General features: G+C 68.9%; 9 protein-coding genes and 2 pseudogenes. 6 read left to right on the top strand and 5 right to left on the bottom strand.

From position 1 onward, the window contains the following. The first annotated feature begins 581 nt into the window (after positions 1-581). Both KHP12_RS20805 and KHP12_RS20810 read left to right on the top strand, forming a co-directional pair. Positions 582-3,389 (top strand): helix-turn-helix transcriptional regulator, encoded by a 2,808-nt coding sequence (locus KHP12_RS20805; protein WP_211833406.1) that lies wholly within the window; start codon positions 582-584, stop codon positions 3,387-3,389. Between the two features lie 41 nt (positions 3,390-3,430). After that, complete coding sequence (locus tag KHP12_RS20810; protein WP_086879315.1) at positions 3,431-5,089, top strand: flavin monoamine oxidase family protein; 1,659 nt, start codon at positions 3,431-3,433, stop codon at positions 5,087-5,089. A gap of 81 nt (positions 5,090-5,170) precedes the next feature. Here the strand turns inward: KHP12_RS20810 and KHP12_RS20815 are convergent, their stop codons facing one another. Both KHP12_RS20815 and KHP12_RS20820 read right to left on the bottom strand, forming a co-directional pair. After that, entirely contained in the window at positions 5,171-6,580 is a 1,410-nt protein-coding gene (locus KHP12_RS20815; RefSeq protein ID WP_211833408.1) for a class I adenylate-forming enzyme family protein, read from the bottom strand. Between the two features lie 57 nt (positions 6,581-6,637). Further along, entirely contained in the window at positions 6,638-7,243 is a 606-nt protein-coding gene (locus tag KHP12_RS20820; RefSeq protein ID WP_241787501.1) for a thioesterase II family protein, read from the bottom strand. A 376-nt stretch (positions 7,244-7,619) separates the two neighbouring features. Between KHP12_RS20820 and KHP12_RS20825 the strand changes: the two genes are divergently transcribed. Genes KHP12_RS20825 through KHP12_RS20835 form a run of 3 tightly spaced genes read left to right on the top strand, consistent with a single transcriptional unit; the run spans position 7,620 to position 11,144 of the window. Next, entirely contained in the window at positions 7,620-8,648 is a 1,029-nt protein-coding gene (locus KHP12_RS20825; RefSeq protein WP_078558948.1) for an ABC transporter ATP-binding protein, read from the top strand. Further along, a complete protein-coding gene (locus tag KHP12_RS51155; protein ID WP_246648679.1) occupies positions 8,645-10,171 on the top strand; it encodes an ABC transporter permease in 1,527 nt (508 codons plus the stop codon). Before KHP12_RS20825 ends, KHP12_RS51155 begins: the two co-directional genes overlap by 4 nt. Positions 10,172-10,205: 34 nt before the next feature. Then, the gene (locus tag KHP12_RS20835) at positions 10,206-11,144 is read left to right on the top strand and encodes an ACP S-malonyltransferase (protein WP_086879312.1); all 939 of its coding nucleotides are present in this window, start codon (positions 10,206-10,208) and stop codon (positions 11,142-11,144) included. A gap of 113 nt (positions 11,145-11,257) precedes the next feature. Here the strand turns inward: KHP12_RS20835 and KHP12_RS20840 are convergent, their stop codons facing one another. The 3 genes and pseudogenes from KHP12_RS20840 to KHP12_RS51165 form a co-directional block, all read right to left on the bottom strand. Continuing rightward, positions 11,258-13,837 (bottom strand): ATP-binding protein, encoded by a 2,580-nt coding sequence (locus KHP12_RS20840; RefSeq protein ID WP_211833410.1) that lies wholly within the window; start codon positions 13,835-13,837, stop codon positions 11,258-11,260. A 230-nt stretch (positions 13,838-14,067) separates the two neighbouring features. After that, positions 14,068-14,277 (bottom strand): annotated as a pseudogene (locus KHP12_RS20845) (DUF397 domain-containing protein). 348 nt (positions 14,278-14,625) lie between these two features. Beyond that, a pseudogene (locus KHP12_RS51165) lies at positions 14,626-15,167 on the bottom strand (DUF5753 domain-containing protein). Between the two features lie 129 nt (positions 15,168-15,296). Between KHP12_RS51165 and KHP12_RS20855 the strand changes: the two are divergent. After that, positions 15,297-15,512 carry a hypothetical protein gene (locus KHP12_RS20855; protein ID WP_086879305.1) on the top strand — a complete coding sequence of 72 codons (216 nt, stop codon included), beginning with the start codon at positions 15,297-15,299 and terminating at the stop codon, positions 15,510-15,512. Positions 15,513-15,531: the final 19 nt, after the last annotated feature.

The following is a 15,531-nucleotide window of genomic DNA, read 5'->3' on the forward strand; positions in this document are numbered from 1 at the left end:
ATAGTGGCCCATGACACACCGCGGTCGATTCGGTGGCCGCGGCGATGCTAATGGATGCCCGGGGCGACGATGACTCCGACCATCGAACAGGGGAAACACACACAACGGGATGCGGGGGAGCGAACTCGAGGTTCAGTAGTTTCCTACACTTTTGCGCAACTTTCACAACCGACAGGGGGGTTACCTTCGGGTACCCCCCAACTACCAGCCACGGAGCAGGATCTGAGAGTCGGCTCCGGATTTCACAACTCGACCCTGGGGACGAAACCGTAATCGAACAGTTTCTCCCGTGACGAGACGGTCATCTTTTCGTACCAACGGCACTGCTAGAGTGCGCATCCACCCCATACCCGTGATCCTGGGCTGGCATGCCCAACCGGACCGGGTGGGGCGGGGACCACGCGACATAACGCAGAGCAGCGATGCCGCCGCACAGGGTGCAGTAACGGAAGGGACAGGGGGCCCGAACAGCGGCACGGTAATTTCAACTCGGGGGACGATGCATTACCAGGTGCGCCATGCACGGTGATTCGCTTTCAAAACCCCTGCGCACACGGAAAATCGGGGAAGGTGTTTCGTACGTGTTGGTGGAGCGCGATCAGGAGATAGCCCGGCTCAATCGGCTCCTCTTCGAGGGCGCCCGCGAGGGAAGCCGGCTCGCCGTTATCAGCGGCGCCGTGACATCGGGAAAGACCGCACTTCTGCACACCATGACGGATACGGCGGGCGGACGCGGCGTCCGGGTGCTGCCCGCGGTCGCCTCCGCCTCGGAGCAGAAGTTCCCCTACGCCGTGCTCGAGCAGCTCTACCAGGGCATGCCGACCCATTTGCAGCGCTCCCGGCCGCGCCCCGGCCTCGACGCGCTCCGCGACCCGAACGGCCCGGACCAGGCCGAGCTCTCGCTGCTCCAGAACTTCCACCGCACCCTCGACGAACTGACCGACGACGCCCCCCTGTTGATCGCCATCGACGATGTCCAGTTCGCCGATCTGCCGTCGCTGCGCTGCCTGGCGTACGGCATCCGCCGCTGCCGCTCGGAGGCGCTGTCCGTCGTGGTGAGCCGCGGGTCGCTGACCGGACCCGCCGCCACCGCCCTGGACGAGCTGCTGCACGAGCCGAAGGTGTGCCACGTCCGGCTCGCCCCGCTCACCGTCGCGGGCGTCTCCACGCTGCTGACCGAGGAGTTGGGCACCGAGGAGGCCGGGCGGCACGCCGCCGCGTACCACGAGATGACCGGCGGCAATCTGCTGCTGCTGCGCGGTCTGCTGGACGACCGGTTCTCCCGCCTCACCCGCGGCCCGCTCGACCCCGCGCCCGGCACGGACGCCCCGGTGGCCGGGGAGCTGTTCCGGCAGGCGGCGCTGTCCTGCGTCTACCGCGGCGGCCCGGCCCACCGCCGGGTGGCCCACGGGGTCGCGCTGCTGGGTGACGCCACGTCCGTTCCCCTGCTGAGCAGGCTGATCGAGGTCGAGGAGCGGCTGGTACGGCAGTCCGTCGCGCTGCTCACCGAGGTCGGGATCCTGCACGGCGGACGGTTCCGCAGCGACGCGGTGCGCACCGTGCTCCTGGACGACCTGGAGCTGCACGAGCTCGGCCCGCTGCACCACCGGGCCGCCCGGCTGCTGTACGAGGAGGGCGCCGACCCCATCGACGTGGCCCGCCATCTGCTCAGCCACGAGGCGCCCGAGCCGGTCGAGGAGTGGATCACGCAGGCGCTGTGCGACGCGGCCGTGCACGCCATCGCCGCGGACCGCAGGGAACTGGCGATGAACTGCCTCCAGATGGCCGACCGTTACACCACCGACGAGCGCGAGGCGCTTCAGCTCCAGGCCACGATGGTGCAGGCCATGTGGCCGTTCAACCCGCTGTCCCAGATGCGGCGCCTTCAGTCGCTGGCCGGTCCGGCGGGCAGCGGGCTGCTGCCCGCGCCGGAGACCATCCCGGTCGTCATCGGGCTGCTGGGTCTTGGCCGGATGGACGAGGCGGCCGCCGCGCTCGAGCAGGTCAGCCGGGCCGCCGCCGAGCACCCGGGCTCCGAGCTGGACACCGGTCTTCGCGCCATCCGGCTCGCGCTGTCCTCCACCTACCCCGACCACCCCGAACTGCGGCCCTTCCTGGACCAGGAGGAGGACGACGGCCCGTGGGACGTCCCGCTGCCGCCGGACCAGACCCCGGAGTCGCCCCATGTGACCGCGTTCCGCGCGCTGCTGACGGTACTGAGCCGCGGGGTGGACGAGCGCGCCGTACGGGCCGCGGAGCGGGTGCTGGAGACCGTGCGGCTCTCGGACCGGACGATGCTGACGGTGCACGCCGCGCTCCAGACGCTGGTGTACGCCGACCGCCACGCCACCGCCACCACCTGGTGCGACCGGCTGATCGAGGAGACCTCCGAGCGCGGTGCCAAGGCGCTGCTGGCCTACTTCTGCGTGCTGCGGGCCCAGATCGCGCTGCGCGTGGGACGGCTGCGGGACACGGTCCGGTACGCGGAGCGGGCGCTGGAGGAGCTTCCGGCGCGCGGCTGGGGCGTCACCGTCGGCATGCCGCTGGGGATGCTGATCAACGCCCACACCGCGATGGGCAACCATGACGCGGCGGCCGAACTGCTCGCCCGCCCGGTGCCGGACGAGATGTACCGCAACCGCTTCGGGCTGCACTACCTCTACGCCCGGGCCCGGCACCAGCTGGCCACCGGCCGCCAGCACGCGGCCCTCACCGACTTCCGCGCCTGCGGCGAGAAGATGGCCGACTGGGGCCTTGACTCCCACGCCACCCTGACCTGGCGGCTCGGCGCCGCCGAGACCTGGCTGACGCTGGGCGGCCAGGAGCGGGCGGCGCGGCTGGCGGAGGAGCAGCTGGAGCTGGCCGGGGAGTCCTCCTCGCGCACCCGGGGCGCCGCGCTGCGGGTCCTGGCCGCCACCCGGCCGCGACAGGAGCGCATCGCGCTGCTCCAGCAGGCGGTGGGGGTGCTCCAGGCGAGCGGCGGCTGGTACGAGATGGCGCGGGCGCTGGCGGACCTGGCGGAGGCGCACAAGCAGCTCGGCGATCTGGACACCAGCCGGCTGATGACGCGTCGGGCCCTGCGGCTCGCGGACAGCTGCGGCGCCGACGAGCTGTCCCGCTCATTGCAGCGCACTCCGGCCCGTTCGGCCCTGTCGGAGGCGGCCCGTACCGGAGAGGATACCGCCGCCTTTTCCGAACTCTCCGATGCAGAAAGTCGAGTGGCAGCACTAGCAGCTTCCGGCTACACCAACCGCGAGATCGCCGCTAAGCTTTTCATCACGATCTCCACGGTGGAACAACACCTGACCCGTGTCTACCGGAAGATCAACATCAGCCAGCGCCGAGAACTGCCCGCGAGCCTGGATTTCGATGTCGCTTACACCGCCTGAATCTCCCCGCGAAGCCGCTCGGCCCCAACGAGGTTGATGCCATGACGTGCGCCACCGCGTCCGCCACGACGATGCTCGTGCCGGATTTCCCGTTTTCCTACGACAGATGGCTGTCCCATCCAGCAGGTCTGGGCGCCCTGCCTGCTGCGATGCACGGAACCGAGGTCGCCGTCATCGGCGGCGGGATGTCCGGACTGACCGCGGCCTATGAGCTTCTACGACTAGGGCTTTCCCCAGTTCTTTATGAAGCCGAGCAACTGGGCGGCCGGATGCGTTCCACGCCCTTCCCCGGTAATCCGGAATACAAGGCGGAGATGGGCGCCATGCGCTTTCCCATCGCCGCCCGATCGCTGTTCCATTACATCGATCTGCTGGGCCTGTCCACTCGTCCTTTCCCTAATCCTTTGGCACCGGCCACCGCGAGCACGCTGATCGACCTGAACGGCGGTCAGGACCGGGCGCGCACCGCCGGTGAGCTCCCGGAGGTCTACCAGGAGGTCGCCGACGCCTGGGACAAGGCGCTCCAGGAGCGGGCCGACCTGGCCACGCTGCGGGACGCCATCCAGCGGCGGGACGTCGGCACGCTGAAGACCGTATGGAACTCGCTGGTCAAGGAGTTCGACGACCAGTCCTTCTACGGCTTCCTCGCCACCTCCTCCACCTTCCAGTCGTTCCGCCACCGGGAGATCTTCGGCCAGGTGGGCTTCGGCACCGGCGGCTGGGACACCGACTTCCCCAACTCGGTGCTGGAGATCCTGCGTGTCGTGGTCACCGAGGCCGACGACAACCAAGTGGGCATAGTCGGCGGCTCCTCCCAGGTGCCGAACGGACTGTGGGAGCACCGGCCCGAGACGCTCGCACACTGGCCGCGGGGCACCTCGCTGGCCTCGCTGCACGGCGGCCGGCCCCGGCCCGCGGTCACCCGGCTGCGGCGGACCGCCGACGGCATCCGGGTGACGGACGAGAGCGGCGAGGAGCGCGAGTTCCCCGCGGTGGTCTTCAGCCCGCATGTGTGGACGCTGCTGAACCGGGTCGACTGCGATCCGACGCTGCTGTCCACTCCGCAGTGGACGGCGGTGGAGCGCACCCACTACATGGGCGCGTCCAAGCTGTTCGTCCTGGTCGACCGGCCGTTCTGGCGGGACACCGACCCGGCGACCGGCCAGGACGCGATGAGCATGACGCTCACCGACCGGATGCCGCGCGGGGTCTATCTGTTCGACGACGGGCCCGACCGGCCCGGGGTGATGTGCCTGTCGTACACCTGGAACGACGACTCGCTGAAGGTCGCCACGCTCTCGGCCGAGGAGCGGCTGGAGACGCTGCTGACCAAGCTGGCCGCGATCTATCCGGGTGTGGACATCCGGTCGCACATCATCGCGGGGCCGCTGACCGTCACCTGGGAGACCGAGCCCCGCTTCATGGGGGCCTTCAAGAACAATCTACCCGGCCACTACCGCTATCAGCGGCGGCTATTCACCCAGTTCATGCAGGACGGGACGGATCCGGCGCAGCAGGGGTTCTTCCTGTGCGGGGACGATGTCTCCTGGACGGCCGGTTTCGCCGAGGGCGCGGTGACCACGGCGCTGAACGCGGTGTGGGGCGTGCTCCGCCACCTCGGCGGCACCACCCATCCGGACAACCCCGGCCCCGGTGATCTCTTCGACACCTTCGCGCCGCTGGAGCTTCCGTACGACTGACGGCCGCGGCGTCACGCACAGGGGGAGCCGTCGCGCGCCGTCGGCTCCCCCCGTCATGTCTCGATCCCGGGCGAGCAGGTCTCAGCCCCGGGCGAGCTGCTCGAGGCGGCGCTTGTCCGGCTTGCCGTTCCGGTTGAGCGGGAAGTTCTCCAGCACTTCGACCCGGTTGGGCTGTTCGTAGACCGGGAGCACCTGGCAGAGCCGCTCCCGCCAGTGCTTGGCGTCCCGCAGCTCCTCGTCCTCCACGAAGAAGACCAGCTGCTCGTCACCGGCGCGGCGCTCGTCGGGGAGCGGCACGATCCGGGTGGAGATCTCGGCGAGTGCCGCCTTCCGCTCGATCAGCTCGGGGTAGAGCGTGTAGCCGGAGCGGTGCACCGCGAACTTCCGCCCCAGGACGAAGAGGTTGTCGTCCCCGTCGAGGTAGCCGAGGTCGCCGGTGGACTGCCAGCCGGTGGGCACGGCCTCGATGGTGCCGTCCGCGGCGAGGTGGCCCTCGAGCGCGTCCGGGGTGTCGACCTCGATCTCACCGGCCTCGCCGGGGGCGGCCGGGTGGCCGTCCTCGTCGATGACCCGCAGCTTGATGCCGTCCATGGCCCGGCCGCAGGAGACCGGGTTCTCCAGGGTGGCGAAGGCGATGTTGCCCAGCTCGGTGCTGCCGTAGCTGTCCAGCAGCGGCAGTCCGAATTCGGCCACATAGCGCTCGGAGAGCGCCCCGTCCAGCGGCGCGGCGCCCGAGCAGAACATCCGGACGCCCGCCAACTGGGCCCGCAGCGACGGCTTCCGGCCGACCAGGTTGAGCATGGTGCGGTAGCTGGACGGGGTGGCGTCGATCACCGTGGCGCCGGTCCGTCCGGCCATCTGGACGGCCCGGTCCAGGCGCTTGTACGGGGCGATCACCAGCGAGCAGCGGGTGAGCCAGGCGATGAGCACCATGGACAGCCCGTACTGGTGGGCGAAGGGCAGCAGCGGCAGCAGCACATCGTCCGGCCGGTGCCCGACCTGGGCGGCGTTGCGCTCCAGGTTGGTGAGGAATTTACGGCCGGACTTGACGGCGCCCTTGGGTTCGCCGGTGGAGCCGGAGGTCCACATGATCAGGCCGTCGCGCCGGCCGGCCCAGGCGTCGAAGTCCAGCTCCCGGGTGGTCAGCGGGCGCCCGGCGGCCGGGGCGATCAGCTCGTAGAGGTTCACCGTACGGATGTCGTCGTGGATCGGGGCGTCGTCGTCCACGAAGGCGATCGCGGCGCCGGTGCGCCCCGCTATCCGCCGGGTCTCGTCCGGGTGCTCCTGCTGGTCGATCAGGACGATGGAGGCTCCCACATGCATGAGCGCGAACAGCACGCTCACGTAGGCGGCGGAGTTGCCCGCCTTGAAGATGACGCGGTCGCCGTGGGTCACCCCGTGCTCGCGGATCACATCGGCGACGCGCAGCGCGTCCAGCTCGAAGTCGGCCAGGGTCTGCACCGAGTCGAGCGCGTAGATCTTCGCGGTCATCGAACGTACTCTTTTCCTTTTCGCTCAGGAGTACGGGCAGCCCTGGGCGGGTCCCCCCTAGGCTCCCTGGTCTTCGGCGCCGGCTTCCCACTCGGCGTCGACGGGGACTTGGGAGAGCAGCTGGTCGTGCACCAGGTTGACGACCTCTCTCCGACTCGAGTCGAGGTAGTAGCGGGAACCGGGAAACACCTCGAGGTCGAATCGTCCGCTCGTCCGCCGCCGCCAGGCCCGTACGCCGCGCAGCGGGGTCCTGGGGTCGCCCTCACCGGCGAGGGCGACGATCCGGCAGCCGAGCGCCGGGGGCCCCAGGGTCATGCCCCAGTGCGCGGTCCGGCCGGAGACGAACAGGGTCAGCAGCGGCGTCCCGGTCTCCCGTTCCAGGCGCTCGGCGACGCGGTAGGCGAGGTCGGCGCCGGCCCGGTGGCCGAAGAAGGCCAGCGGGCGGTCCATCCACTCCCCCAGCGCACCGAAAATCCGGTCCGCGAGGTCGGCGGAGTCGGTCAGCCGGTCATCGTCCTCGAGCCCGGCACACAGGGGGTACTGGATCGCCAGCACCTCCACCGTGGGCAGCAGAAGCTCGGACAGGGAGAGGTAGTACGCGGTGGAGTGGGCGGATTCCGGGAAACAGATCAGCCGGAAACTACTCGGAGTTTCGGTTTGCAATATCCGAATAAGGCCCACATCATCGGGCTTGATCTGGCTCAAGGAGTACATCCCCGCGATTGCACTGAGGGGCCGGGCACGAGTGCACGGTGGGGCGCGTCGACCACGCTCGTCCGAGATGCTGACTCCGTGAGGCTATGAGCCCTTCTCCTGGGCCACAACCCCTAGTAACCGCTATTCGAGGTACGCGCTATATGCGGGTACCGCGCCCGTCCCGGCGTGGCGCGGGACACAGGTGGGCGCCCCCTAAGGCCCCCTCACCGGTGCCACTACCCCCTAATCTGGGGGCAGTTAGGGGCCAGGAGTCAAGCTGTCGTGTTAAACATGTGCAAAGTAATGGTCTCCTCAAGCCAATTAAATCGGTGCGACGACAGCGATGAACACAACACGTCCTATTGATTTCGCCGTCGTTGTCGACGGCTTGGTCAAGAAGTACCCCGGCCGGCCCGTTCCGGCTGTCGACAATCTCAGCTTCACCGTCAGGCACGGTGAGGTCTTCGGCTTCCTCGGGCCCAACGGAGCGGGTAAGACCACCACCATCGGCATCCTGACCACCCGTGTCGCCCCCAGCGGTGGGCGTGCCTTCGTCCAGGGCGTCGACGTGGTGCGCAGGCCGGCGGTGGCCCGGCAGTCCTTCGCCATCGTGCCGCAGCGCAACAACCTGGACCGGTCACTGACGATCCGCCAGAACCTGACCTTCCACGCCGGCTACCACGGTCTCTCGCGCTCCGAGCGCAACCGCCTCGCGGACGAGAGCCTGGAGTGGGTGGGCCTCGGCGACCACGCCAAGGCCCGGGCGGACCAGGTCTCCGGCGGTCAGGCACAGCGCGTGATGATCGCGCGGGCCCTGATGCACCGCCCCCGAGTGCTGTTCCTGGACGAGCCGGCCACCGGCCTCGACCCGCAGTCCCAGATCTTCGTCCGCGACCGGGTCGCCGAACTCAAGACCCGTGGCGTCACGGTGGTGATCACCACCCACGACATGGAGGAAGCGTCCAAGCTCTGTGACCGGATCGGCATCGTCGACCACGGCAAGCTGCTGGCTCTGGACACCCCCGAGGCGCTGACCAGCCGGATGAGCAACACCGCGCTGACCGTCACGGTGCGCCCGCCGCACAGCGGGATGAACGGCGTGGTCCACATGGTGCAGGGCCTCGGGGTCGCCGAGCGGGTCGAGGTGCTCCAGGCCGAGGACGACATGGCCGCCGCCATGCAGGGCGGGGCCCCGGCCTTCAACGACGGCACGTTCCGGATGAAGGTCTACAGCAACGCGCCGTCCTCCGTGCTGCTGCCCACGGTCATCAAGGCCCTGACCGACACCGAGTGCGAAATCAAGGACCTGAATGTGAGCAAGGCGAGCCTGGAAGACGTCTTTGTCGACCTGACGGGGAAGGAGATGCGATGAGCTCCTCACGACCCACGTCATCGACGGACGGGACCCCCGGCGGCAAGGCCGCCGAGGAGAAGCCCGCCACCGGCACGCCCCCGCACCAGGGCGGCGGCCAGGGTTCCGCCGGCCGGGGCGGTGAGCGCTCCGCCGCCGACCGCAGGCCCGCCGACCCCAGGACCCCCGGCGTCGGGCCGGAGGGGTCCGGGCCCGCCGATCCGCGGAACGTCGAGGCCAAGTCCGCCGAGGACGACGGCTTCGAGGACACCCGAACCGTGCTCGTACGGTCCAAGCCGTCCGCCCCGCGTCCCGGTCCGGAGGCCCAGACCCCGCGTCCCGGGGCCCAGGCCCCGCGTCCGGGCGCCGAGGTCCAGAGGGCCACCCCGAACGCGCCGCACGCGCCGAACGCCCCGGTCAAGCACGAGAACCGGCCGCACGACCCCCGACACCACGAGAGCCGGCCGCACGACCCCCGGCACCACGAGAGCCGGCCGCAGGAGCACCGGCACCACGACGCCAGGGGCATGGGCGCCCCGCACGGCGGCGGGGACGTCGGGGACACCATGACGCTGGTCATCAAGCCCATACCGGCCCCGTCGGCGACCCAGGCCGCACAGGACGCCAAGGCCGCGCTGAACGCCATCATCGCGGCGGCGGACGCCCGTTCGGGGCTCGTGGAGCCCGAGCCCGAGCCGGAGCCCGAACTCGAGCTCGAGCTGCCCGACTCCAAGCGCCGCGGCGGGCGCCACCGGCGGCGCGCCAACCGGTGGCGGACGTTCTTCTTCATCCTGTGGCGCGACATCTTCGTCACCGGCCGCGAGATGGGCCCCTTCCTGGGCCAGGTCATCGTGGAACCGTTCTTCATGCTGTTCGTGTTCGGCAAGGTGCTCGGCGAGATCGGCTTCACCCAGCCGGGCTTCCAGCAGGTGCTGCTGCCCGGTGTGGTGGCGCTCAACAGCTTCCTGGTCGCCCTCCAGAACACCGCGCTGCCACTGGCCATCGACTTCTCCTGGACCAAGGAGATCGAGGACCGATTGCTCGCGCCCATCCCGGTCTCCCTGGTGGCGGTGGAGAAGGCGGTCTTCGGCGCGATGCGCGGTCTGATCGGCTCCCTGGTCATGATCCCGATCGGTCTGGCGCTGCTGGACGACGTCTCCTGGCCGCTGGACAAGATGCCGGTGACGTTGGGCATCCTCAGCCTCGGCGGACTCGTCGGCGGCTGCGTCGGCCTCACCTTGGGCACCCTGGCGCCCGCGCGTCACATCTCCATCGTCTTCGCCATGACGCTGACCCCGATCATGTTCACCGGGGCCACGCAGTTCCCGTGGCGGAGCCTGGAGACCGTCCGCTGGTTCCAGGTGCTGTGCACCTTCAACCCGCTGACCTACGTCACCGAGGCGATGCGCGGACTGCTGCTGACCCCCGGCCCCAAGACGCCGGAGTCGATCCCGCTGTGGATCTGCTTCTCGGCCATCGGGGCGGCCATCCTGGTCTTCGGGACGATCGGTATCCGGGGCTTCAACCGCCGGGCGCAGGACTGAGCCACGGCAGGACTTGAGAGTAAGGCACCACACCATGACGGCATCCGAGCAGACGAAGACAGCCATCGTTTTCCCGGGCATGGGACCCTCCGGCTTCTCCGAGGTGGGCAGGTTCCTCACGCTCGACCCGTTCGCCCGGAAGCGGCTCGCCGAGGCCGACGAGGCGCTGGGCTACTCGGTCTTCGACCGGCTCCGCGACTCCGAGGACGACTATTCCGAGGCCACCCAGATCGCCTTCCTGGTGAACTCGATGGCCTCGGCGGACCGGGCGGAGCAGGAGCACGGACTCGTCCCCGACCTGTGCGTGGGCCCCAGCTTCGGGCAGAAGGCGGCCGCGGCCTACGTCAGTTCACTGCCGTTCCCCGAGGTGGTACGGCTCACCGCGGAGCTGGCCCGCTGTGAGCACGCGTACTTCGCCGAGGAGTACCAGGACGCGGTCACCCACACCTTCGTCCGCACTCCGCAGGAGAAGCTGACGGAGATCCTCACCGAGCTCGGCGAGCGCGGTGAGTGGTACGACTACTCCGGCTATCTCGACGACGGCTTCTTCATGGTGTCGCTGCGCGAGCCGGAGCTGGAGTGGTTCAAGAAGGCGATCAGCCAGGCCGGCGGCTACTCCATGTACAGCATGGTCCCGGCGGTGCACGCGCCCGCGTTCGCGGAGCTGCGGCGCCGGGCCGCCGAGGAGATCCTGCCCAGGTACGACATCCTCGACCCCAAGCTGCCCGTGGTCACCGACCAGGACGGCACCATCGTGACCACGGCCGACGAGCTGCGCACGATGCTGCTGGACACCTTCGATCTGCCGATCCACTGGCCGAAGGTGGTGGACACGCTGAAGGGCGCCGGGGTGTCGAAGATGTACATCACCGGGCCGGACAACCTCTTCCACCGGCTGGACCGCACCAAGTCCAACTTCGAGGTGGTGACGGTGGGCCCGGGCAAGCGCTCGCGGCCCGCGCGCAAGCGCTGATGACGGCGTGACACGCCGCTGCGGCGGTACTCCGCTCAACGCCCCGTCTTCGCCTGGTTGACGGGGCGTTGGCGTGAGCGGGATGTTCGAGGTGCGCCGTTCGCCCCCGCACCTCAGGGGTGGTTGCCGGTTTCCCCGAAGATGGTGAGCGCCTTCGTTCGGGCGTCGATGGCCTTCTTGAATCGCCGCCTCGCCAGCAGAGCGTTGCTGAGGTTGTGCAAGGCCAGACCCTCACGGTGGCGGTCGCCGGTTTCCCGGAAGATGGCGAGCGCCTTCGTCTGGACGTCGACGGCTTCCTTGAATCGCCCCGCCTTCATCAGAGTGGCGCCGAGGTTGTGCAACGCCAATCCTTCACGGTGGTGGTCGCCGAGTTCGCGGTAGATGGCCGCGGCCTGGGTGTGAGCCTCGACAGCCTCGCTCAACCGCCCCATCTCGCCCAGAGGTCGACCGAGATTGTTCAGCGCTTGGCTTTCACCATGGCGATCACTGGTCTCACGGAAAACGGCGGCGGCCCGGGTGTGCGCATCGATGGCCTCGCCGAACCGTCCCACCTCGACCAGGGCCAGGCCATGGTTGTTCAGCGCGATGCCTTCACGGTGGCGATCGCCGACCTCACCGTAGATCGCGGCGGCCTTGGCGTGAGCATTGATGGCCTGGTCGAACCGTCGCAGCCCGACCAGAGCCCGGCCGAGGTTGTTGAACGCCAGTGCTTCACCGTGGCGGTCACCGAAGGTGCGAAAGATGGTGGCAGCCACCACATGGTAGTCGCTGGCGCTTTCGAACTGCCGCAGCTCGGTCAGGACGCCGCCGGCATTGTTCAGCGCATGGGCGGCATCCTGGCGGTTGCCGGTCTCACGGAAAATGGTGGCCGCCTGGGTGTAGGCGATGAGAGCATCGTCGAACCGCCGTAGCTCATTCAGAGTGGTGCCGAGGTTGCTGAGCGCATGACCTTCCCTCTGGCCGTCGCCGGTTTCATGGAAAATGGTGACCGCCTGGGTATGCGCGGTGATGGCGTCGTCGAACCGCCGCAGCTCAGTCAGCGCGCTGCCGAGATTCGTCAGCGCCCCCGCTTCACCGTCGCGGTCCCCGAGGTCGCGATAGACGATTGCGGCCTTGTCGTGGGCGTCGATGGCCTCGTCGAACCGCCGCAGCCCGGCAAAGGCAAGACCGAGCTGGTTCAGCGCCGCTGCTTCACCGCAGCGGTCCTCAAACTCACGGCAGATGGCCAGGGCCGTCGTCGTGACGGTCACCCAGTCATCAAAGACATAGCGGTCGTGGAGGTATCGGGTAAGAGCGTCCGCAAGGTCGAAGCTGGTTTTCTGGAGGCCGAATCGCGGAGCCGCGGTGACGGTGGCGACGAGGTTGGGGCGTTCGGCGTCCAGCCAGGCCAGCGCGCCGTCGCGGTCGGGGAAACGGGACGAGGGGGCGCCGCGTCGCGTGTCCAGATGGGAGTCGGCGGCCTCCGCGGTGGTCTGGTAGTAGGCGAAGAGACGGGAGCGGGCCACATCACGTTCGTCGCTGTCGGCGTGGAGGCGGCCCTTCTCGTCGGCATACAGGCGCACGAGGTCGTGAAACCGCCAGCGGCCCCAGACGTGTGCGGGTTCGAGCAGGTGAGCCCGGGCCAGGTCTTGCAGGAGTCCCTCCACCTCGTACAGGTCGTCGTCGGCAAGGTTGGCAGCGCTCTCGGTGGAAAGGTCGTCGCCGGGGTTGAGCGACAGCAACCGGAACAAGCGGGCCTGTTGGTGGCCCAGGTGCTGGTGGGAGAGATCGAAGGCAGCGCGTACCGCGCGCTCCTCGCGGCGGAGCCGGTCCAGCCGGCGGTGCTCCGCTTCAAGGGCCAGAGCCAGGGAGACCAGCGGCCGCTGAGGAGCATCAGCCAGTAGGGCGGTTGCGATACGCAGGGCCAGCGGCAGGCCGGCACAAAGCCGGGCGATGGCTTTCGCGTGCTCTGGCTCGTCCCGCACACGGGTGTCGCCAGGGCCAAGGGCGTTGTGCAGGGCTTGGTTCAGCAACTCGATGGAGAATCGCTCGTCAAGAACGTCGAGGTCGTGCAGACGAGCGTCGACGTCCAGAGTGTGACGGGAGGTGAGCAGAGCAGCGGTGGTGCCATCGGTGGGCAGTAGCGGCCGAGCTTGCTCCTCGTCGGAGGCGTTGTCGATGACGACCAGTATCCGCCGTCCCTGTTCCGCGAAGGCGGCCAGCACACTGCGATACAGCCGCGTGCGGTCCTGTAGACCGTCGGGGATGTGCTCGCCGGGCATTCCCAGAGCCCGTAACAGACCGTCCAGAGCGTGTTCTGGAGGCAGTCGGCGTTCCCTGTCGTAGCCGAACATGTCGACGAACAGTACGCCGCCGGGAAACCAGCCCGGCTCCTTCAACGCTCGAGTGGCTGTCTGCACAACCAGTTCGGTCTTGCCGACTCCGGCCATCCCCGCCACCGCCGCCATCAGCGGTGCTTTCCGCTGCTCCCTGCCGGGAGCGAGGCCCTCGAGTAACCGCTCCACCTGCTCGTCACGACCGGTGAAAGTGCCGGACGCTGGAGGGAGCGCGGACAGCGCCGGGGTGACCTGCGGCGGCAACTGTACGGTGATGTCCCGGCCCTGGATCACGGCGTGGAAGAACACACCACCATTGATTGTGTTCGACGCCGCCCCGCTCGCGCCGTCCCGCCCGATGGCATTTGCCTCGGCCATGCCACTCAGCCCTGTGGCGACGGGCTCAGCCCCGTCCACGTCATCGGATCCATCTCGCACCCCCGTTGGCACATCGGTTGCTCACCGACGGTAAACACAATAGGGGGACCGGCACCCGGGTTGGAACAGGTTGACAGACCGTGTAACGCCTGCGTCGACCAGCTGGGCACCCCATGACGACGGCCCCCGGGCCGGGGGCCGATCGCTTCGGTGGCTGGTTGCCGACTGGGTCAGGGGGCGGGGAACTCCCCGTGCCTGACGGCGGAGACGAACGACGACCAGGCGGTCGGCTCGAACATGAGCGCCGGGCCGTGCGGGTCCTTGCTGTCACGGACGGGGACCACGCCGCGCGAGGCGACGAGGTTGGCGGCGATCTCTATGCAGGCGCCGCCGTTGTCGCTGTACGACGACCTGTATCAACGCGGGGATTCGGTCGTCACGGGATGCCCTTTCGCAACTGGCTGACCACGGCCACAGACTCCGTCCGAGAAGGCGCTTCGGCCTGCAGCTGATGGTAGGCCGTCAGCATGCGGCGTGGCGCCGGTGGCGGCTCCCCCGGCCGAGGGCTGGGGCGGTGCCGGACAGCGGGAGGGGTTGGGGGTACCCCTCTCCAAAACCTTTGCCCAATTAGTTGCTTCAGATCAAGCGTTTTATCGAGGGGTGCTCGGAGGGGCCGTCAGTCCGGTATCGGCCCCAGCTCCCGGGCGCAGGTGCCGCCACCGGCGCTCGCATCCACCGGCCCGGCGCCCGGCGACGCGGCGCGAGCCCCCCGCCCCCGCCGCCGCTGCTCAATTGCGCCGAAGGCGCGAGACGAAACCCGCACCCGACCGAGCCGAGAAGCCCATACCGACCTGAACCGAGACCCGATCCTGAACCGAGACCCGCACGGCTGAGGTGCTTTCCCGTTCAAATTGGCCCCGCTGGGCGGACTCCGCGTATGACATGAGCGAACGGTCCGACATCGTCGGGATATAGAGCGGCAGGTCGAACGGGCGGCACGCCCCCATGTCGAACAGAGCGACTTGGATCACAGTGTTCGGCAACTCGGCGAACTCGACCAGCCGTGCGAACTGGGCGTCCCTGACGACGGGTTCGCCGATTGGCCGACGGACACAGGCTTTCGTCCAGCATCACGAAGAGCAGCGGCGGGTCATCCGGACCAGTGCGGCTTGCCGCTCCGCGACAAGCGTCACCCGCTCCGGCGTCTGGAGCAGACCGGGAATGACGCCCCTTCGTACTGCCGGATCTCCGCTGCCCGGCCCTCGTGCCCCACGTACTCGGGGAAGGCCCTCCAACAGGCCGTCGTATTCGTCGCCGGACAGACCCTCACGGGAGCCGAAACCCTCGACCTGTCCAGCGCCACACCCGAAGAACTGACCTACCACCTCGGCGCGGTGAGACGAAGCCTGCGCAGCCTGCTCCAACTCCTCGCCCCCGTAGCGGGAGAAGAGGACCGCTGATGTCCGACGACCGGCCTGACCGGAACGAACGGCCGAAGATGACGATGCGCGTCTACACCATGGCGCACAACGGCATCGTCACCACCCGGCGCGCGATGGTGACCGTCCTCGACGGGAAGCAGAGCGACGCCTACTCGTTGGGGCAGGCGTGGCCACCGTGCCAGTGCCCCCGCCATCGCGACCACAACAACCCCGGCCGATTCAGGCTCCTCTGAACACGACGACGGCCTGTTG

It is taken from the genome of Streptomyces asiaticus, assembly GCF_018138715.1.
Lineage (GTDB): Bacteria > Actinomycetota > Actinomycetes > Streptomycetales > Streptomycetaceae > Streptomyces > Streptomyces asiaticus.